We start from the raw sequence: 14,862 nt of genomic DNA on the forward strand, positions 1-14,862 counted from the left end.
GGTTCTAGGGCTCCTCAACCTCCGAAAGCGGATCGCCGGTCCAGGTGGTCGCGAAGGCGGCGAGCTGCCGGGCATCCGCGAAGGTGGCCACGCTCACGTCGCGCTCGGCCGGCACCGCCCCCGGATAGGGGGCGAGCAGGACCCGCACCCGGGCGAGGCGACCGCCCGGGGCGTTCGCGTCGATCCAGGCCTGCGCCTCGGGGGTGAGGCGATCCGGGCCATCGAGGGCGCGGGCGTCGGCGCGCAGCACGACCACGTAGGTGCCGAGGCTCGGATCGGCCTGCTGCACCGCCTTGACGATATCGATCACGGGCTCTCCGCAAAGTCGTTGATCTGCACCTGGGCCTGCGCCGCGGTGAAGTTCGGGATGTCGGCGAAGATCTCCTCGCCGTGGGCCGCCACGGCCTTCTTGAACGCGTCGGCCGATTCGAAGGTCAGCAGCGCCATCACCTGGAACGGGGCCGGGCCGCCGTCGGGGGTGCCGGCACCCTTGACCACCTTCGCTTCGTGGAGGCCCAGCGCCGACCAGCGCTCACGCACCAGCGGCATGTGGTGCCCGAGATAGTAGCCCATGTCGAAGTTCGGGCCGGTCGGATACATCACGCTCACGAGGATCATAGGGCGTCCTTCCTGTTGCGGCCCCCGTGTCGCCGGGGTGCCGGTGGATCCGGGCGCATCATTCCGAGCGGGCGATGCCGGCTGTCGGAAAACGATGATGCCGTGTTGACGGCTTAGAGCATGTTCCGACGACGTTGGCGCCGGTTCGGCTGAGAAAATGCGGTCCCCTCGAGCACCCGGGCGAAATTCATCTGCCCGTGAACGGCTTTTGCTCCGAGAGCGACCGGATCATAAGCACGGTGCTATGATGCCGGCGAGGGCTTCGTACAAAGCGGTTGTCCCAAACGTCACGCCCGCTGCTGCATGGCCCGCGGTAAGTCCGGTCGCGACAGGCGCCCGGGCGAACGCGTCGAGCGTGAAGACAGGCCGGATCGCTGGCCCCCTTTTACACTGTTCAGGGATCGATCACGCCGCCACGGCGAGGCGCACACCCAAGGCTTTCAGGACGCGCAGCAAGGTGTCCAGCGTCGGATTGCCATTGTCGCTGAAGGCTTTGTACAGCGCCTCGCGACTGATACCCGTCTCGCGGGCCAGCGCAGACATGCCGTGCGAGCGGGCAATCGTGTTCAACGCGCCCAGCAATTCCTCCGGAGTCCCGTCCTCGAGATAGGCATCGAGATAGGCTGCGATGTCGGCCGGGGTTCTCAGGACTTCGGCCGCATCCCAGGGCTTGGTCTCTATCGCCATTGTCAAACCTCCCGCGCCATAGTCTTGGCCCGTTCGATGTCCTGCGTCTGCGAGCCCTTGTCGCCACCGCACAGCAGGATCACGACGACATCACCGCGCAGAGTGTAATAAACTCGGTATCCCGGCCCGAAAGAGAACCGCAATTCGCTGACGCCATCGCCAACGGACTTGGCATCGCCGAGGTTGCCCTGAGCGATACGGTCGATCCGCTTGGTGATCCGCGCCCGCGCCTGGACATCCCGCAAAGCGTTCAGCCAAGCGATGAATTCGCCGGTGCGGCGCACTTGGAACATGTTAGGTCTCGTAACCCAGAAAGCGGCAAAATGTCAACTATAATTCACATTCCGCCTCCTAGGACGCGTTCGAGATCCACGCGATTCCAGCGACCGTTCGTCCTTCCTGTTGCGGCCCCCGTGTCGCCGGGGTGCCTGTGGGACATCAATGCAGCTTTACCCGTGATTCGGTACGGCGGGTGAGCGCCCGGGCCAGGGCGTCGAGCGCCGTCTTGACGCTGCCGTGCAGGGCACGCTCGTGCATCTTGTAGAGCGAGCGGTACATCATCCGGGCGAACAGCCCGGCGATCAGCATGTTCTTGCCCCGGACGAAGCCCATCAGGCTGCCCACCGTCGAGTATTCGCCGAGAGAGACCAGCGAGCCGAAATCCTTGTACTTGAACGGCTTCAGGGGCTTGCCGTCGATCTTGGCCTGGATCTGGCCGATCAGGTGGCTGGCCTGCTGATGGGCCGCCTGCGCCCGGGGCGGCACCGGCGTGTCCGAACCGGCCTCGACCAGGTAGGCGCAGTCGCCCATCGCGAAGATGTCAGGGTCGCGGGTGGTCTGCAGGGTCGGGGCGACCACCAGCTGGTTGGTCCGGGTGGTCTCGAGCCCGCCGATGCCCTGCAGGAACGGTGGCGCCTTCACGCCGGCCGCCCAGACCACCAGCTCCGACGGGATGAAGGTGCCGTCGGCGAGCTGTACGCCGTCCGCGCGCACCTCGGTCACCCGCGCCTTCACGCGAACGTCCACCCCGATCTTGTGGAGGAGCTGCATCACCTCCACCGAAAGGCGCTGCGGCACCGCCGGCAGGATCCGTTCGGCCGCTTCGACCAGGGTGATCCGGATGTCCTTGCCTGGGTCGATCCGGTCGAGGCCGGTGGCGACCACGTGGCGGAAGGTCCGGTGCAACTCGGCGGCGAGTTCGGTGCCGGTGGCCCCGGCCCCGATCACCGTGACATGGAGCTGGCCGGGCCGGACGGGGCCGGCCTGGGTGTGGGCCCGCAGGGACGCGTTGACCAGGCGCTGGTGGAAGCGCACCGCCTGGTCCTGGGTGTCCAGCGCGATGGCGTGCTCGGCGACGCCCGGCGTCCCGAAATCGTTGGTGGTCGAGCCCACCGCCATCACCAGCGTGTCGTAGGGCACCGACCGCTCCGGCGTGACCTCGCGGCCCTCGGGATCGTGGCTCGCGGCGAGCCGGATCGTGCGCGCCTCCCGGTCGAGCCCGGTCATGCTGCCGATCCGGTATCGGAACCCGTGCTTGTGGGCGTGGTGCAGGTAATCGACCGCATGGTGGCCGATATCGAGGCTGCCGGCCGCGACCTCGTGGAGCAGTGGCTTCCAGATATGCGTGCGGGCGCGGTCGACCAGGGTGACGTGCGCACGCTTGCCGCGTCCCAGCTTGTCGCCGAGCTTCGTCACCAACTGGAGCCCGGCGGCCCCGCCGCCGACCACGACGACGCGATGCAGGCCGGACTCGTTCTCGTCGGGTACCATCGACACCCTTTCTCCCCACGGGTCGGGATTGACGCCCCGGCCGGATTAAACGCCTCGGAGGTCCGCTTGCCACATCTGCCGGCCGAGCGCACGCGTGACCAGAGCACGCGCGGGCGTCGCCGGTCAGGCGGCGGGGGCGCCGGGCTGGCGCAGGGGATGCGCCTCGACGACCGCCGGCAGGGCGAGGCAGGCCTCGGCGATCCGGGCGACCGTCGGGTAGGCGGCCGTGTCGATCCCGAAAATGCCGGTCCCGACCCAGAGGCTGACGAGGCACAGGTCGGCATGGCTCACCGCGTCGCCCTGGCAGAAGCGGCCGGTGCCAGGCTCGGTGGAGAGCCGGGTTTCGAGGGTCGTCAGGCCGGTCTCGAACGCGTTGCGCAGGAAGGCCAGCATCCGCTCCCGGGGCAGCCCGTACTCCTCCATCAGGAACGTGCGGACGCGGGGCACGTAAAGCGGGTGGGTGTCGCAGGCCACGACCTGGGCGAGGGAGCGTGCCCGGGCCCGCGCCCGCGGCTCGTCCGGCAGCAGCCGAACGCCGCCCCGCGTCTCCTCCAGGTAATCGAGGATCGCCAGGGACTGGGTCAGCGGCGGCCCGTCGCCGTCGAACAGGGCCGGCACCGCACCTTGCGGGTTGATCCTGCGGAACTCGGGCTTGTGCTGGTCGCCGGCATCGAGGTCGATGAAGGTCTCCTCGTAGGCGAGGCCCTTCAGCTTCAGGGCGATCCGGACCCGGAAGGCGGCGGCGGAGCGCCAGTTGCCGTACATGTGCATGGGATGGGTTCCGAAGCGCGGTGTCCTCGCCGCGCAAGACACGCGAAGACACCGCGATTCGTTGCCAACGGCAAGTCGCGACGACCGGGACGGGTCGACGCCGCGTCGTTACAGCACCGATCGCACGGCGCTAGACCCCCTCGGCGGCAGGGCTTCCGCTACGTACGCGGATCCTGCTGTCCACCGACCGATGCGAGCAGCGATGCGGCAGCCTTTCGCTTGCCTTTGCCTTTGCCCTTGACCTTGTGCGGATAAGGCAAGCTGTCGCGATAGGGCAGCGTGACGGGAATTTTTGACGTGTCGTCGGCGGCCACGTCGCGCGATCCCACCGGAGCGGGCCGCATCTCGTCGTGTCGTGGCAGTGCCGGACGCACGATGTCATGTCCGGCGACACACCACCTAGCCGCCGCCGCGGCGTGGATCCGGGCGGTGTGCAGGACCGGCACCGCGTTCGGCTTGTTGAAGGCCAGGTCGATCTCCGGCGAGGCGACGACGATTCCATCGACGTTCTGCGCTTCGAAGTCAGCGATGATCTGGTTGTAGGTTTCGAGTTCGAGCGCGGTGCACTCGCCGTTGTAGATCCGATTGCAGACTGAATAGTCGATGTTGACCCACAGTTTTTGGCTCGGGAGCACCACATCCACGCTGTGCGATCCGTCGATCAGAGCCCCGTAGTAGGATTGGCTCATCGTCACCGAGGTCCCGATGAAGCCGACTTTCTTCAGGGACATGCGCCGGATCTCCTCGACCAAGGCGTCCCGCCTGTGCAGCACAGGAACGCCAAGATGAATCGCTTCCCGTTCGAGAACGCAGTGAAGGGTGTCGCTGGTGATCATCAACCCATCGACGCTCTCCAGAAGAAGATAGGTGACCGCCTCCTCGACCTGATGCGCGATTGCGGGCCAGCCGTCCTGTGAGAGGAGATGAACGATCGTATCCGGATCGAGACTCCACGTGAAAAGATTTGCGGCGGAGCGATTGCGAGTCAGATCCAGAACTTCACGATTGACGAGATTGTGATGTCTGAGCGTCGAATGGCGGCTCAATCCACCGAGGATACCCAATTTTCGAGAGACGGAAATCATCTTGCGCTCCACGATTCCGCGTCATGACGATGTGTCCGCCATCCAGGAAATCTTCTGCCTGGATGCGCTGGAACATGTGCGGAGCATCGCCTGTTCTGTGCTGAGTTTCGGGCGATGCCGATGATTTGCAAAAGAGCGCCTGGACGCGAAGAGAATCGATGTCCGCACCTGGACGCAGTCCGTACAGGCTCGATGAATCGGATTGCGGAACGGAAGCCTCGATTCGATTCGCGCGCAAACTCCTTCTCGAAATGTCGTTGCGAAGCCGGGATGGGATCTCGGCTCCTGTGTCGGCGCGCGAAAGACTGCCTATCGTGTCAGCCCGCGACAAGCCGTAACGAACTTTAACGCTCCGGCTTGACCACAGTGGTCTTGATGGAAGAAAAGTCAAAGGATTTGTGGCCCTTATTTCATTTATTTATAATGATACAAAGATAAGTTGCATCGAAGGTGGCATGTCGCTTGTATAGGTGGTGCGGTGGCGAGACAGTTTTGAGTCTATTCCGGCGCATCAGTCTAAGACGTTCGTCATCGAAATCTGCGATCCCGGTGCCTCTCAAGATTCTGTGATTGAAGCTGTGCCCCTCACTTGGCTAGAATAGTTTCGTTCTAATCAGATCATCCCGTGACCTGGCGATCCTTGGTTGAGGTGCTGGGGTGCGCGCGATCCGTTTGCCGCGGGGGCGCCTGTCGAGGCGCACGCGACGAAACAGCCGGGTCGAGCGGCGCGAGCGGGCCTGCCATGCCGGGCGTGGTTTCCGCTCCAGGCGGGCTCGGCTGGAGCGGCAGCCCGAGGGGGGCGACAATTCCGGGCCGGCAGCCCATATCGGATGCCCATCCCGGAGAGCCCTCACGATGGCCGATCAGTCCGACTCACGCCGCTTCATCCCGTTGGGGATCGCGGTGCTCACCGTCTCGGATACCCGCCGGATCGCCGACGATCGCTCGGGCGACACGCTGAGCCAGCGCCTCACGGAGGCCGGGCACCGGCTCGCCGCCCGGGCCATCGTACCGGACGAGATCCCGGCGATCCGCGCGCAGGTGGAGGCTTGGCTGCGCGAGCCGGCGGTCGACGTGGTGATCACCACCGGCGGCACCGGTTTCACCGGGCGCGACGTGACCCCGGAGGCCCTGGAGCCGCTGTTCGAGAAGCGGATGGACGGTTTTTCCGCGGTGTTCCACCGGATCTCGTACGACAAGATCGGCACCTCGACCCTGCAATCCCGGGCCACCGCCGGAGTCGCGCAGGCGACCTACCTGTTCGTGCTGCCGGGCTCGCCCGGGGCCTGCCGCGACGCCTGGGACGGCATCCTGGCGCAGCAGCTCGATTACCGGCACCGCCCCTGCAACTTCGTCGAGATCATGCCGCGGCTCGACGAGCACCTGCGGCGGGGCGCCAGCATCACGGCGTGACCGCGGTGCCTTCCTTGCGGCGCAGGACCGAGTGCCTGCGGCCGTAGAAGAAGTAGACCACGAGCCCGATCCCCATCCAGATCACCAGGCGCAGCCAGGTGTCCAGGGGCAGCCCGGCCATCAGCAGCAGACAGAACAGGATGCCGAGGATCGGCACCACCGGCACGGCGGGGGCCCGGAACGGCCGCTTCATGTGCCGGTCGGTCCGCCGCAGGTAGATCACCGATCCGCAGACCAGGATGAAGGCGGCCAGCGTCCCGATGCTGACCATCTCGCCGAGGATGTTGATCGGCACCAGCGCCGCCACGAGGGCGACCACGGCTCCGATCAGCGCCTGGCTGCGATACGGGGTCTGGTAGGTCGGGTGGACGTGGGCGAACAGCTTCGGTAGCAACCCGTCATTGGCCATCGTAAAGAAGATCCGGCTCTGGCCGTAGAGCAGCACCAGGATCACCGTGGTCAGGCCGGTGAGCGCCCCGAGCTTGATCAGCAGGGCGAACCAGCCGATGCCGATCACGTCGACGCCCTTGGCGATCGGGTCGGGGACGTTCAGCTCCTTGTAGGGCACCAGCCCGGTGAGGACCGCGGCCACCAGCACGTACAGGATCGTGCAGACGATCAGCGAGCCGAGGATGCCGATCGGCATGTCCTTCTGCGGCTTGCGCGCCTCCTGGGCGGCCGTGGACACCGCGTCGAAGCCGATGAAGGCGAAGAACACCACGCCCGCGCCGCGCAGGATGCCGCTGTAGCCGTACTCCCCGAAGGTACCCGCGTTGGGCGGGATCAGCGGGCTCCAGTGGGCGGTGTCGACATGGCCCCAGCCGAGCGCGATGAAGGCCACCACCACGGTGAGCTTCACGGCCACCATGATGTTGTTGAACCGCGCCGATTCCTTGGTGCCGCGCATCAGCAGGATCGTGATCAGCGCCACGATCACCACCGCCGGCAGGTTGAACAGGGCGGTGCCGCCGCCGTCGATCGCCGTGCCAGGCGCGTGCGCGAACCGGGCCGGGATCACGAGGCCGACGTCCTTCAGGAGGCTCGTGACGTAGCCCGACCAGCCCACCGCCACCGTGGCCGCGCCCATGGCGTATTCGAGGATCAGGTCCCAGCCGATCAGCCAGGCGAAGAACTCGCCGAGCGTGGCGTAGGTGTAGGTGTAGCTCGATCCCGCCACCGGGATCAGCGCGGCCATCTCGGAGTAGCACAGGCCGACGAACGCGCAGGCGATGCCGCCGAGCACGAAGGACAGCATGATGCCCGGCCCGGCATATTGGGCCGCCGCCGTGCCGGTGAGCACGAAGATGCCGGCGCCGATGATCGCGCCGATGCCCATCGCGGTGATCGACAGCGCCCCGAGCGATTTCGAGAGCTGCTGCTCGCCCTCGCCGCTCTCCAGGATGTCGTCGACGGACTTCCGCCCCATCAGGCCCGAGGAGTCCATCTTCGCATCCCTCCCGGCGGCGCGAAGTGGATCCGGATGCGCCGGCAAACACTTATTCAGCAAGTTTTCTGCTGTCGCGCCAGGAGTTTTCCAAAACTTTCCGCCAATATCGATAAGTCGAGCTGCGACATTCTGTCGATCAGGGCCTATCGATGCGAGCGATGAGCGGCCGGACCTTGAGGCGGGGGGCGAATGCCGCGCCGGCCCGCAGCGCCTCGCGCCGCACCACGTCGCCGGCCCGGGCCTGCCGGGCGCCCATGAGCGCGTCGAGCCGGCCGACGACCCGGCCCGTCCAACCCGAGGCGGGGCGGTGGAGGCGGCCGAGGCCGGTCTCCGGCCGGGCGGTGCCGATGAAGCGGTCGAGGGTGCGGATCCAGCCTTCGGCCGGAACGTCCCCGGCTTCCAGGCACAGCACCCAATCCCGTCGCGCCTGCGCGGCCCCGGCCCCATAGGGATCCCTGCCCCGGTGGAGCACCAGGGCTGCCCCGGTCGCGTCCGCGATGGCTTCCGCCGCGTCGCTCTCCCGGCCGGTCACGATCACGGCGTCGCCGACCAGACCGCCGGCCACGCCCGACACCAACACGCTGAGCGTGTCGGCGAGGCGATCGATCGCGTCCGGATCGGCCGGGTCGGCCAGGTAGGTCACCGCGGAGAGCATCTGCGCGCCCATAGACGATTCTGCGCGGCGGTAAACCGGGCGGCGGCGTCTCGCCCGGGCGCCGGGGCGTTTGCCTGAAATTAAGGCGTCGGCGTCGCGTTGTTCGCGCTATGTTCCACGTGAAACACGGGGCGGCACGCATGTCTACGATTCCGAACGGCTCGACACCCGTCGCACCGGTGCGACTGGGATCGAGCACGCTGCCCCCGGAGGCCCGACGCGGCCGCGGTGCCACGGCGAACCCGACAGGCCGGTACGAGACGGCGATGCGCGAGGTCTTCCAGGACCCCGATTGGGAGCCCGGTGAACCCGCCACCCTGCGCACGCAGGTGACCCTGGAGCGGGCCGCGCGGATCATCGCCCGCAATACCTCGCCGGACATCCCGTTCGATCGCTCGGTGAACCCGTATCGCGGCTGTGAGCACGGCTGCATCTACTGTTACGCGCGCCCGACCCATGCCTGGCTCGGCCTTTCGCCCGGCCTCGATTTCGAATCCCGGATCTTCGTCAAGCCCGATGCCGCCAAGCTGCTCGCGCGCGAGATCGCCGCGCCCGGCTATCAGCCGGAGACGATCGCGCTGGGGACCGCCACCGATCCCTACCAGCCGGTGGAGCGGGAGCACCGGATCACCCGGGCGGTGCTGGAGGTGCTGCAGGCCGCGCGCCACCCTGTCGGAATCACCACGAAGTCCGACCTCGTTCTGCGCGACCTCGATATCCTGGCCGAGATGGCGTCGGACAACCTCGTGCTCGTGGCGGTGTCGCTGCCGACGCTGGAGCCGCGCCTTGCCCGCCTGCTCGACCCCAGAGCGCCGCGGCCGGAGAAGCGGCTGGCCGCGATGCGGCGCCTGTCCGAGGCCGGCGTGCCCGTCATGGTCAACGTCTCGCCGATCATCCCGGGCCTGACCGACCACGAGATCGAGGCGATCCTCGCCAGAGCCCGCGATCATGGCGCCAGCCGCATCGGCCATGCCCTGCTGCGCCTGCCCGGTGAGGTCGCCGACCTCGTCTCCGACTGGTTCTCCGAGCATTACCCCGAGCGCCGGGCCCGGGCCTTCGCGCTGCTGGCGCAGGCCCGGGGGGGCCGCGAGAACGATCCCCGCTTCGGCCACAGATTCCGCGGGGAGGGGGCCTATGCCGAGATGATCGGCCGGCGGGTCCGTCTCGCGGGCGGGCGGTTCGGCTTCGCGTTCGGGCGCATGGCGCTGAACACGGCGGCGTTCCGCAAGCCCGGGGCGCAACTTGCCCTGTTCTGAAGCTCGGAGGCTCCGCGATCGCCGTACCGATGCGGGCGGCTCGAAACGGGGCCTTCGTTTATGACTTCGGCCTGCCGCTGGCTTCAGGCTTCGGAGAGCCGGACTCGGCCGACAGCCGCGTCATCGTCGGGCGTCGGTCGAGATGTATTTGAAAGTCGTGACGAACAATGATCCTGAACCAGGCACGCGGGCTGATGACGTGTGTCATGAAACCGAGATGAAAACGTCATGTTCTGGATCCAGAGAGGCTATTACGCCGTAAGATCTCTGGATTTGTTCCAGATCGAGATCGAAATTCGCCCGGCGCCGCATCAACACCGTGATGGAATCGACGCCGATGTCTCGTGGGCAACCCTTAACATTTGCCGGGTTCGAACTCACAACCCTCACGATCGGCAAGATCCTGTGCGCGACCTTGTTCTCATTGAGCGCCATGCTGATCGCCTCGGAGGTGTCCACCCTTCGCGAAGCCCAGGTGCAGGCGGATCGGAGCCACCGTGTGGTGGCTTTGACCGAGGCGAGCCGGACGCTTCTCAAGGATCTCCTGGCCATCCGCATGGAGCGGGGCCGCACGCTCCAGGCCCTGAAGGCCGCCGACCCCATTCCCGCGAAGGACGTGGCGCTGATCGCCACACAGCGCACCACCATCGCGGGCGGTCTCGAGCGGCTCGCGACGCTCGCCCGGGCGGTGGATGCGCCCTCGCTGGTGGCGAAGGTCGCGCCGCTGCAGCGAGCCTACGAGGCCACGCTCAAGCTCCGCCCGCAGGTCGATGCCGCCCTAGCGGTCCCGGCGGGGCAGCGACCCCCCGGCACGCTGCCCGCCATCGCGGAGGCCTCCCAGGCGCTGCTCGACGCGTTCCTGGCCACCAACGACGCGGTCGACACTGCCATCCCCCGCGGCGACGCCACCCTCGCGCATTACCTCGACCTCAAGCGCGCGGCCTGGGCCTCGCGGGCCCTGATCGGCGGCGTGGTCGTCCGGATCGAAGCCGCCATCGCCGCCGGCACCCCGTGGACCCAGGCCGACATCGTCGCCGCGGCCGAGGAGCGCGGGCGGTTGGCCGCCGCCTGGGCCGACGTCGTCGCGGTCGCGGCCGACGAACCCTCGGACGCGGTCCGGGCCGCCTTCCGCAAGGCCAAGGCCGACAATTTCGAGGGTGAGGCCGAGGCGCACCGCAAGGCCGCCACGGAGGCACTCACGCAGGGCCGGCCGACCGGCCTTTCCATCGACGCGCTGCGCATCCGCCACACCGCCGAGGTCAACACGATCGCCGACCTGGCGGGCACGGCCCTCGACGCGCTGGTGGACCGAGCCCCGGCGTTGACCGACGAGGCGCGCGCCGCCCTGCTGCGGACCGCGCTGTTCCTGCTCGCCGCTCTCCTGCTGACCGGCGTCGGCACGCTGGTCGTGGTCCGACGCGTGCTGCTGCCGATCCGCAGGATGACCGATGACATGCGGGCGCTGGCCGCGGGCGATGCATCCGTCATGGTCCCGGCTCGGAAGCACCAAGACGAGATCGGCGCCATGGCCGCCGCCGTGCAGGTGTTCAAGGACAACCTCATCCGGGCCCGCCAGCTCGAGGGCGAGGCGGACGAGGCTCGCCGCGCCGCCGAAGACCAGCGCCGCGCGGACATGTCCCGCATGGCCGAGACCTTCGAGGCGGCTGTCTCCGGCATCGTCACCCAGGTCTCGTCCGCCGCGACCGAACTGCAAGCCACGGCCTCCCAGATGACTGCGAGCGCGCAGGAGACCGCGAGCCAGTCCGGCGCGGTGGCGGCGGCGGCGGAGCAATCGGCCTCCAACGTCAGCACCGTGGCGAGTGCCGCCGAGCAACTCGGCAGCAGCGTCGCGGAGATCGGCCGCCATGTGCAGGGCTCGACCGTCCTGGCCCAGCGGGCGGTCGGCGAATCGGACCAGACCGCCACCCTCGTGTCCGAGCTGAGCGCCGCCGCCGCCCGGGTCGGCGACGTCGTCCAGCTGATCGCCTCGATTGCCGCGCAGACCAATCTGCTGGCGCTCAACGCCACGATCGAGGCGGCCCGTGCCGGTGCAACCGGACGCGGCTTCGCCGTCGTGGCGGCCGAGGTGAAGGAACTCGCCGGCCAGACCGCCAAGGCGACCGAGGAGATCGCCAGCCAGATCGGCCGGATCCAGGGCGTCACCGGCGAGGCGGTCAGGGCGATCGAGACGATCACCGGTCGGATCCGGGAGATCGACACGGTCGCGACGACGATCGCGGCGGCGGTGGAGCAGCAGGGCGCGGCGACCCGGGAGATCGTCCGCAACGTCACCCAGGCGACCGCGGGCACGCAGGAGGTCACGGGCAACATCGCCGGGGTGGCGCAGGCCGCCGAGCAGACCGGCGCCGCGGCCGAGCAGGTCCTGGCCTCCGCCACCGGGTTGTCGCGCCAGTCTGAGCAACTCGCGGCCGAGGTGGCTCGCTTCCTGGCCGATGTCCGAGCCGCCTGACTGCTGACGGGCCGCCGTCGCGACACGCCGAAGTCTTTGTCTCGGGCTTGGACACAGGTTGCGAGACCTGATCCGACCGGCGTGTTCAGCGCGGCGACGTAAAGCGGACATTGATCCGCTGCGGTCGAGTCAATGGTTCGTTTGTCGGTTCGCTGATTTACTTCGGCAAGAAGATAAATAGCCGCCGTCCTGCAGAATTCTTCATCGTAAAATAATCGTTGACCGACGCAAGACTCAAGATAAATAAGCAAAAAGATCGCGGGATTGAGTATTTTAGATGCGTCTACCAAAAAACCTGTCCGATGTGGTGCTGGTCATGCTTGGATTGATCATAGTCTTGATCGGTCTGTTTTTGGCTGGCGGAGGTGCATACTTGGTATGGCTCGGCGGCAGCTGGTACTTCGTGGCCATGGGCGCCGCGATGCTCGTCTCCGGCGTTCTGGTTGCTCGACGTCGGCGTGCCGGGGCGCTGCTTTACGGCGGGGCGTTCATCCTGACCGGGATCTGGGCGGTCTGGGAGGTCGGGTTCGCGTTCTGGCCGCTGGTCTCGCGCCTGTTCGCCCTCGCCGTCCTCGCCTGCGTCGTCGCCCTGTTCGCACCGCTGCTCGATCGATCCGGCAGCGGCGTGTGGCGCCGGGCATCCCTGGGCCTCGCCACCGCACTGGTGCTGGCCCTGGTGGCAGCCACGCTACGCGCCTTTCAGCCGGTGCCGATCATCACCGCGACCGAGATCCCGGACGTGCCCCCGGCCACGCAGGCGGGGCCGCAGGTCGACTGGACGGCCTGGGGCAACACAAACGGCGGCACCCGCTTCGCCGGGCTGACGCAGATCGACGCCACCAACGTCGCCAAGCTGCGGCCGGCCTGGACCGTCCGCACCGGCGACATCGCCGTCAGCAACGGCTTCGGGGCGGAGGACCAGACCACGCCGCTCCAGATCGGCGACACCGTCTACGTCTGCACGCCGAACGACATCGTCGTCGCCCTCGACGCCGACACCGGCACGCAGCGCTGGCGCTACGACCCGAAGGCGAGTGCGCCGCAATGGCAGCGGTGCCGCGGGCTCGGCTATCACGACGCCGGCGCAGGCGAGGGTGGGAAGGTCTGCCCCCGCCGCCTGCTGCTCGCCACGATCGATGCGCGCCTGATCGCCCTCGACGCCGCCACCGGCCAGCCCTGCCCCGATTTCGGCGCGGACGGGACCGTCGACCTCAAGACCGACATGGGTGAGGTCAAGTCCGGCTTCTACACGCAGACCGCGGCACCGCTGATCGCCGGCGACCTCGTGGTGGTCGGCGGCCGGGTCGCCGACAACATCGAGACCGGGGAGCCCGGCGGCGTGGTCCGCGCCTACGCTGTCGGGAGCGGCGCGCTGCGCTGGGCCTGGGATCCGGGCAACCCGGCGACCACGCGCCTGCCACCCCCCGGTGAGACCTATACGCGGGGCACGCCGAACGTCTGGACCAGCATGGCCTACGATTCGGCCCTGGGCCTGATCTACGCGCCCACCGGCAACGCGACGCCCGACTTCTTCGGCGGCCACCGGACAGCCCAGGACGATGCCACCAACTCGTCGATCTTCGCCCTCGACGCGGCGACCGGGCGGCCGCGCTGGCACGTCCAGCTCGTGCACAAGGATCTGTGGGACTTCGACGTCCCGGCCCAGCCTGCCCTGTACGACCTGCCGGACGGGAAGGGTGGCACCGTGCCGGGGCTGATCGCGGCGACCAAGCACGGCCAGATCTTCCTGCTGAACCGCGAGACGGGCGCCCCGATCGCGCCGATCACCGAGCGGCCGGTGCCGCAGGGCAGCGTGCCCGGCGAGCGCTATGCGCCGACGCAGCCCCACTCGGACATGCCGTCGATCGGCGCCGAGACCCTGACGGAAGCCGACATGTGGGGGGCGACGCCCTTCGATCAGCTCCTGTGCCGGATCCAGTTCAAGGGCATGCGCCACGCGGGGACCTTCACCCCGCCGGGCTTCGACACCGCCCTCCAGATGCCGGGCTCGCTCGGCGGCATGAACTGGGGCAGCACCGCCATCGACATGACGCGGGACTACCTGATCGTGAACGACATGCGGCTGGGCCTGTGGAACCGGCTGATCCCCAGGGAGCAGGTCGAGACCGGCAAGGCCGCCGGCACCGAGATGGGCCTGTCGTCCATGCGCGGCACGCCCTACGTCTCCCTCCGGAACCGCTTCGTGTCGGCGCTGAACATCCCGTGCCAGAAGCCGCCGTTCGGCACGCTGACGGCCATCGACCTGAAGGCCCGCCGCATCGCCTGGCAGGTCCCGCTCGGCACGGTGGAGGATACCGGGCCGCTGGGGATCAAGATGCACCTGCCGATCCCGATCGGCCTGCCCTCGCTCGGCGGTTCGCTGGTGACCGGCTCGGGCCTGATCTTCTTCGCCGGGACGCAGGATTATTACCTGCGGGCGTTCGAGGCCGGGACCGGCCGCGAGGTCTGGAAGGGCCGCCTGCCGGTGGGCAGCCAGGGCGCGCCGATGACCTACCGGTCCCCGAAGACGGGCCGCCAATACGTCGTGATCACGGCCGGCGGTGCCCGCCAGTCGCCCGACCGCGGCGATTACGTGGTCGCCTACGCGCTGCCGGCCGAAGCCGGATCGAAGTGATCCGGTCCGCCCTGGGGCACGACGGGGTTTCCAAAGGGCTCAGTCCTTTGGCTGG

General features: G+C 68.1%; 14 protein-coding genes. 4 read left to right on the plus strand and 10 right to left on the minus strand.

Annotated features, from left to right (window positions below):
• Positions 1–4 precede the first annotated feature (4 nt).
• From ACYQPG_RS07640 to ACYQPG_RS07670, 7 genes are all read right to left on the minus strand, one after another.
• Positions 5–310 (minus strand): hypothetical protein, encoded by a 306-nt coding sequence (locus tag ACYQPG_RS07640; protein ID WP_147939034.1) that lies wholly within the window; start codon positions 308–310, stop codon positions 5–7.
• The gene (locus tag ACYQPG_RS07645) at positions 307–618 is read right to left on the minus strand and encodes an EthD family reductase (protein ID WP_419829108.1); all 312 of its coding nucleotides are present in this window, start codon (positions 616–618) and stop codon (positions 307–309) included. The genes ACYQPG_RS07640 and ACYQPG_RS07645 overlap by 4 nt, the downstream gene beginning before the upstream one ends.
• Before the next feature lie 405 nt (positions 619–1,023).
• Positions 1,024–1,305 carry an addiction module antidote protein gene (locus ACYQPG_RS07650; RefSeq protein WP_147906338.1) on the minus strand — a complete coding sequence of 94 codons (282 nt, stop codon included), beginning with the start codon at positions 1,303–1,305 and terminating at the stop codon, positions 1,024–1,026.
• Between the two features lie 2 nt (positions 1,306–1,307).
• Positions 1,308–1,598 (minus strand): type II toxin-antitoxin system RelE/ParE family toxin, encoded by a 291-nt coding sequence (locus tag ACYQPG_RS07655; protein WP_147939033.1) that lies wholly within the window; start codon positions 1,596–1,598, stop codon positions 1,308–1,310.
• Between the two features lie 145 nt (positions 1,599–1,743).
• Positions 1,744–3,075, minus strand: coding sequence for an NAD(P)/FAD-dependent oxidoreductase (locus tag ACYQPG_RS07660; protein ID WP_147939062.1), 1,332 nt, complete (start codon positions 3,073–3,075; stop codon positions 1,744–1,746).
• A 123-nt stretch (positions 3,076–3,198) separates the two neighbouring features.
• Positions 3,199–3,846: a maleylacetoacetate isomerase gene (maiA, locus tag ACYQPG_RS07665; protein ID WP_147939032.1), complete on the minus strand. Its 648-nt coding sequence runs from the start codon at positions 3,844–3,846 to the stop codon at positions 3,199–3,201.
• Between the two features lie 158 nt (positions 3,847–4,004).
• Positions 4,005–4,943, minus strand: a complete 939-nt coding sequence (locus ACYQPG_RS07670) for an aspartate/glutamate racemase family protein (RefSeq protein ID WP_419829109.1) — start codon at positions 4,941–4,943, stop codon at positions 4,005–4,007.
• A gap of 843 nt (positions 4,944–5,786) precedes the next feature.
• Between ACYQPG_RS07670 and moaB the strand changes: the two genes are divergently transcribed.
• On the plus strand, positions 5,787–6,344 hold the full coding sequence (gene moaB, locus ACYQPG_RS07675) for a molybdenum cofactor biosynthesis protein B (protein WP_147939031.1): 558 nt from the start codon (positions 5,787–5,789) through the stop codon (positions 6,342–6,344).
• On the opposite strand, the gene ACYQPG_RS07680 is transcribed toward moaB, so the two are convergent.
• Together ACYQPG_RS07680 and ACYQPG_RS07685 are read right to left on the minus strand one after the other, a co-directional pair.
• Positions 6,334–7,788: an amino acid permease gene (locus ACYQPG_RS07680; protein ID WP_147939030.1), complete on the minus strand. Its 1,455-nt coding sequence runs from the start codon at positions 7,786–7,788 to the stop codon at positions 6,334–6,336. The genes moaB and ACYQPG_RS07680 overlap by 11 nt on opposite strands.
• Before the next feature lie 139 nt (positions 7,789–7,927).
• A complete protein-coding gene (locus tag ACYQPG_RS07685; protein WP_147906344.1) occupies positions 7,928–8,458 on the minus strand; it encodes a hypothetical protein in 531 nt (176 codons plus the stop codon).
• Positions 8,459–8,586: 128 nt separating this feature from the next.
• On the opposite strand from ACYQPG_RS07685, the gene ACYQPG_RS07690 reads away from it, so the two are divergent.
• Complete coding sequence (locus tag ACYQPG_RS07690) at positions 8,587–9,702, plus strand: PA0069 family radical SAM protein (RefSeq protein WP_461230668.1); 1,116 nt, start codon at positions 8,587–8,589, stop codon at positions 9,700–9,702.
• A gap of 204 nt (positions 9,703–9,906) precedes the next feature.
• On the opposite strand, the gene ACYQPG_RS07695 is transcribed toward ACYQPG_RS07690, so the two are convergent.
• Positions 9,907–10,161, minus strand: a complete 255-nt coding sequence (locus ACYQPG_RS07695) for a hypothetical protein (protein WP_419830038.1) — start codon at positions 10,159–10,161, stop codon at positions 9,907–9,909.
• On the opposite strand from ACYQPG_RS07695, the gene ACYQPG_RS07700 reads away from it, so the two are divergent.
• Both ACYQPG_RS07700 and ACYQPG_RS07705 read left to right on the plus strand, forming a co-directional pair.
• Positions 10,136–12,172, plus strand: a complete 2,037-nt coding sequence (locus ACYQPG_RS07700; RefSeq protein WP_461230669.1) for a methyl-accepting chemotaxis protein — start codon at positions 10,136–10,138, stop codon at positions 12,170–12,172. The genes ACYQPG_RS07695 and ACYQPG_RS07700 overlap by 26 nt on opposite strands.
• 277 nt (positions 12,173–12,449) lie before the next feature.
• Positions 12,450–14,807, plus strand: coding sequence for a membrane-bound PQQ-dependent dehydrogenase, glucose/quinate/shikimate family (locus tag ACYQPG_RS07705; protein WP_461230670.1), 2,358 nt, complete (start codon positions 12,450–12,452; stop codon positions 14,805–14,807).
• Positions 14,808–14,862: the final 55 nt, after the last annotated feature.

Source organism: Methylobacterium sp. CM6246, from assembly GCF_054818005.1.